Raw genomic sequence first — 4,746 nt, forward strand, 5'->3', positions numbered from 1 at the left:
CTCCACGTCCCCTCGTCTGGCTGCTGGAGGACTCGTCGCTGGAGGCGCGCGTCACCCAGGCGGCGCTGGCCCCCTCGTGCGAGGTCCTGCACTTCGCGGACGGAGCCTCCCTGGTGGAGGCCCTGAGCTTCCACGCGCCCCCGGACGTGATGGTGCTGGACCGGGAGACCCCCGGGCTCACCGGGCTGGAGGTCTGCCGCTTCGTTCGCGCCGCGCCCCTCACCGCCCAACTGCCCGTGCTGCTGCTCACCTCCCACCAGCGCCCCGAGGACGTCGTGGAGGGCCTGGACGCGGGCGCCAACGACTACGCCTTCAAGCCCTTCCGCCCGTCGGAGCTGGTGGCCCGCGTCCACGGGCTGGCGCGCTGGAGCTGGCAGCAGCGGCGGAGCGCGCGGGAAGCGGCGGCGACGCTGGAGCGCACCCGCCAGACGCTGTCCCTGGCCCAGAGCACGCTGGACGAGGTGCGCAACGCGGAGGCCCGCGCCTCGCGCAGCGACCAGCGCTTCCGGCTGGCGGTGCGCGCCACCCGCGACGCCATCTGGGAGTGGGAGCCGGAGACGGACAGCCTGGACTGGAGTGGCAGCGCCCACGCCGTGCTGGGGACGCCGGAGAGCGGACGCCTCCCGCGCGAGGCGTGGTGGCGCGAGCGCATCCACCCGGACGACCTGTCCGCCGTCCAGCGCGGCTTCCGGGAGGCCATCGAGGGCGCCGGGGAGACGTGGCAGAGCGCCCACCGGTTCCTGGGCGCCCTGGGCACCTGGCTGGACGTGGAGGAGCGCGCCTTCATCGTCCGGGACAGCCGGGGCCACGCCGTGCAGGTGGTGGGCGCGCTCCAGGACGTCACCGCGCGCAAGCACCAGGAGGCGGAGGCCCAGAAGCGCAGCGACTTCGAACGCCAGCTCATCGGCATCGTCTCCCACGACCTGCGCAACCCCCTGGCCGCCGTCCACCTGTCCGCCAAGCTGCTGCTGCGGCGCGAGGGCCTCACCGAGGTGCAGCAGAAGCAGATGCACCGCATCGTCATGTCCACCGAGCGGGCCGTGCGGATGGTGCGCGACCTCTTGGACTTCACCCAGGTGCGCCAGGGCGGCCTGCTGCTGCACCCGCGCGACATGGACTTCCACCACGTGGTGGAGGCCGCCGTGGAAGAGGCCCAGGCCGCCTTCCCCGGCCGCGCCATCAAGGTGTCGCGCAGCGGCGACGGCCTGGGCCGGTGGGACGCGGACCGGCTGGCCCAGGTGGTGGGCAACCTGCTGGGCAACGCGCTGAACTACGGCGCGCCGGACGAGCCCGTCCAGGTGCGCAGCCACGGCCAGGACAGCGGGGTGGTGCTGGAGGTCCACAACACCGGCGTCCCCATCCCCGACACCTTCCTGCCCCGCCTCTTCGAACCCCTGGAGCGCGGCGCCTCCCACCAGGAGAGCCGGGCGGACCGCAACATCGGCCTGGGGCTCTTCATCGTCCGTCAGGTGGTGCGCGCCCACGGCGGCACCATCACGGCCCGCTCCGCGCTGGAGACGGGCACCACCTTCACCGTGTTGCTGCCGCGCCTGCGCCCCGGTTCACCGCCTGCGACACCGCCTGGGTGAACTGCTGGATGTCATAGGGTTTCAACAGCAACTCGATGACGTCCGGCCCGGTGTACTCCTCCGCGCCCTCCCGGTTGGTGGTGGTGAGCACGAAGGGGATGCCCGCGGCGACGGGGGACGCGGCCAGCTTCTGGAACGCGCTCCAGCTCAGGTCGAAGGGCACGCTGATGTCGTAGACGATGACCGCCGGGCGGGTCTCCCGCACCAGCGTGGTGAAGTCCACCGGGCCGCGGACGATGTCCTGCACGCGGACACCCTTCGTCTGGAAGCCCGCGTCATCCAGCAGCTCCTCCAGCGCCTCGATGAGGTCTTCGCTCCCGTTGAGCACCAGGACGGTCGGTCGGTTTCCCATGGGGACAAAGTGCTTCCTCCCGCGAGGGACAGGAGGGGGCCGCGCACCGGCTGTGGGGCACCGGACAGAGTGCCTGTCAGGCCCTCAGGGCAGGAGGCCCCGCGCGGGGCAGGCGCACGCTGAACGTGGCGCCCTCGCCCGGGGTGCTCGCCACGGACACCTGGCCGCCGTGCGCCTCCACGATGCGGTGCAGCCGGTACAGCCCCAGGCCCAGCCCGCCGTAGTGCCGCGTGGGCACCGCGCGCTCGAAGCGGCGGAACAGGCCGTCCACCCGGTCCGGCGCGATGCCGATGCCGTGGTCGCGCACCTGGAGCAGCGCCGTGTCCCCGTCGCCCTGGACCTCCAGCTCCACGGGCTTGCCCGGCCCGAACTTCACCGCGTTGGCGAGCAGGTGCATCACCACCTGGCCCAGCCGCAGCGCGTCCCACCGGCCCACCAGGGGTGAGGACTCGCGCAACACCAGCCGGCACCCCGCGCGCGACGCCGCCTCCTCCGAGCGCGCCATCATGTCGCGCACCACCTGCGCGAGGTCCACCTCGGCCAGGTTCAGCCGGGGCGCGTGGCTCTGCAGCTGCGACACGTCCAGGAGCCCCTCCACCAGGTCCGCCAGCCGCTGCACCTGGCGGTCCGCCGCCACCAGCGCGCGCTCCAGCCGCTCCGGCTCCACCTGGTGCCGCAGCTTGAGCGCCGCCGCCGTGCCCTGCACCCGCAGGCGCAGCGCGGCCAGGGGCGTGCGCAATTCGTGCGCGGCCACCGCCAGGAACTCGTCCCGCACGCGCACCGCGTCGCGCGTCTCGCGGTACAGCCGCAGCTGCTCCGTCACGTCGCCGATGATGCCCGCCATGCGGATGGGCCGCCCCTGCGCGTCCCGCAGCGCCCGCCCCCGGCTCACGCAGGAGCGGTAGCCCCCGTTCGCGTGCCGCAGCCGGAAGGACACGTCGTAGGGCGTGCCCTGCTCCAGGTGCTGGGCGAGCGCGGCCGCCACCTCGCCCCGGTCCTCCGGGTGCACCCGCGCGAGGAACGCGTCGGACGTGCCCGGGAAGTCCTCCGGCTGCAAGCCCAGCATCTCCAACAGGCGCGGGCTCCAGTACATCGTCTGGCGGCGCACGTCCCAATCCCAGACACCGTCGTAGGAGCCGGACACCACCAGCCGGTAGCGCTCCTCGCTCTCGCGCGCGTGGCGCTCCGCCTGCTCCAGCAGCCCCACGCGTCGCTCCAGCTGCCGCACCATCGAATACAGGTGCGCCTCCGTGGACAGCTCGCCGGGCACCGGCGCGGGCAGGGGCCCTTCCGCGTGCGACTCGCGCAGCAGCAGCGCCAGCAGCTCGTCGTCGCCCTGGGCGCGGCGCACGAAGCCGTTGGCCCCCACGTTGGCGGCCATGCGCAGGTCCAGCTCGTCCGGCGCGGTGGCGTGCGTGAGGATGACGGGCACCCGCGCGAGCTTCGGATCCTGGCGCAGCGCCAGGCACAGCCGGTAGCCGTCCAGGCGCGGCATCAGCACGTCCGCCACGACGATGCCCGGCGGCCGCCGCCGCGCCAGCTCCAGCGCCTCCAGCCCGTCCTCCGCCAGCAGCACCTCGAAGCGGAACGGGGCCAGCGCCAGCTGCAACAGCTTGCGGAAGACGGGGTCGTCCTCCGCCACCAGCACCCGCAGCGGGGGCGCCCCCGCCACCTCCAGCACCGCGGGCGGCAGCGCCTGCCGCACCGCGTCCAGCCGCGAGCCCAGCGACAGGGACGGCGCGAGGAAGCCCGCCACGGGCAGGTCCAGCTGGCGCACGGCCTCCTGCTCCGCCGGCAGCGCGTCCACCCAGAGCGCCGCGCCAGAGGAGGCCAGCGCCTCACGCAGCGGGCCCAGGGTGTCCCCCGCGACGGTGAGCAGCCCCGCGGGCCCCATCACCAGGTGCACCGCCGGGGACTCCCGCAGCATGCGCACCAGGGGCTCCACCCCCGCCGCCAGGAGCACCTGCCAGCCCTGGCTCTGGAAGGTCAGGCTCAGCAGCTCCCGGTGGGGACCCGGAGCTTCGACGAGCAGCAGGGTGGGCTTCATCAAGGGGTGACGGACAGGACGGGCACGGGCGACAGGTCGGTCTGGGAGGTGGGACCCCAACGGCCCGCTCCCAGGATGGATGAGCAAAGGCGCAGTGTGAGGAGGACGCCCACCGAGTCAAGACAGGCGTGGGGAAGTGTTGGAAGCTGGAAGCCCCCACGGCCGCCCGGCACCGGCGCGAGGAGGCGCCCGCGCGAAGGCGGCGTCACGCGTCGCAGCTACAACCGGGCTACAGGTACACCTCGTTTACGGTGGCCGGGACGTGGAACGACGGCTGTGTTATTCGACGCGCCATGGGTGCCAAGAAAATCTCCGCGCAGGAGAAGCTGACCGGGTTCCAGGACCGGATTCGCGCCGCGGGGCTGCGCAGCACCGCCCCCCGCGTCGCAGTGCTGCGCAAGCTGGAGACGGCCACCGCGCCAATGAGCCACGCGGACCTGGTGGAGGAGCTGGGCGGCGAGGGCTACGACCGCGTCACCATCTACCGCAACCTCACCGACCTGACCGAAGCGGGGCTCGTCGTGCGCGCCGACCTGGGCGACCACGTCTGGCGCTTCGAGCTCAAGCGCGCCGGCGGCACCGAGCACACCAACAGCCACCCCCACTTCACCTGCACCGACTGCGGCACCGTGGCGTGCCTGCCCGAAGAGTCCGTGCGCATCTCCGCCGCCAAGGGCGTGCCCCGCGCCGTGTCCCAGCGCGCCGTGGAAGTGCAGCTGCGCGGCCTCTGCGACCGCTGCGAGTAGTGCCTCCGGGGC

The 4,746-nt window shown here is 73.5% G+C and carries 4 protein-coding genes; 2 read left to right on the forward strand and 2 right to left on the reverse strand.

The genetic code is table 11. The features are described 5' to 3' along the window. Positions 1-1,589, forward strand: a 1,589-nt coding sequence (locus tag D7V97_RS40175; protein ID WP_368669007.1) for an ATP-binding protein, incomplete at its 5' end; no start/stop codon positions are given. Here D7V97_RS40175 and D7V97_RS40180 read toward each other — a convergent pair. Together D7V97_RS40180 and D7V97_RS40185 are read right to left on the reverse strand one after the other, a co-directional pair. Beyond that, positions 1,531-1,941, reverse strand: a complete 411-nt coding sequence (locus D7V97_RS40180) for a response regulator (protein ID WP_120615851.1) — start codon at positions 1,939-1,941, stop codon at positions 1,531-1,533. The two genes, D7V97_RS40175 and D7V97_RS40180, sit on opposite strands and share 59 nt — an antisense overlap. Positions 1,942-2,017: 76 nt before the next feature. Then, positions 2,018-3,988, reverse strand: coding sequence for a PAS domain-containing protein (locus D7V97_RS40185; protein ID WP_199729138.1), 1,971 nt, complete (start codon positions 3,986-3,988; stop codon positions 2,018-2,020). 293 nt (positions 3,989-4,281) lie between these two features. Here D7V97_RS40185 and D7V97_RS40190 point away from each other — a divergent pair, with 293 nt between their 5' ends. Then, complete coding sequence (locus D7V97_RS40190; RefSeq protein ID WP_120615853.1) at positions 4,282-4,734, forward strand: Fur family transcriptional regulator; 453 nt, start codon at positions 4,282-4,284, stop codon at positions 4,732-4,734. The last annotated feature ends 12 nt before the right edge of the window (positions 4,735-4,746 follow it).

The sequence above is a fragment of the Corallococcus sp. CA053C genome, assembly GCF_003611675.1.
Taxonomy (GTDB): domain Bacteria; phylum Myxococcota; class Myxococcia; order Myxococcales; family Myxococcaceae; genus Corallococcus.

What these genes read in the sequence shown, in the direction of transcription:
- D7V97_RS40180 (WP_120615851.1), bottom strand. Translation starts at nt 1,941, where the DNA reads ATGGGAAACCGACCGACCGTCCTGGTGCTCAACGGGAGCGAAGACCTC.
- D7V97_RS40185 (WP_199729138.1), bottom strand. Translation starts at nt 3,988, where the DNA reads ATGAAGCCCACCCTGCTGCTCGTCGAAGCTCCGGGTCCCCACCGGGAG.
- D7V97_RS40190 (WP_120615853.1), top strand. Translation starts at nt 4,282, where the DNA reads ATGGGTGCCAAGAAAATCTCCGCGCAGGAGAAGCTGACCGGGTTCCAG.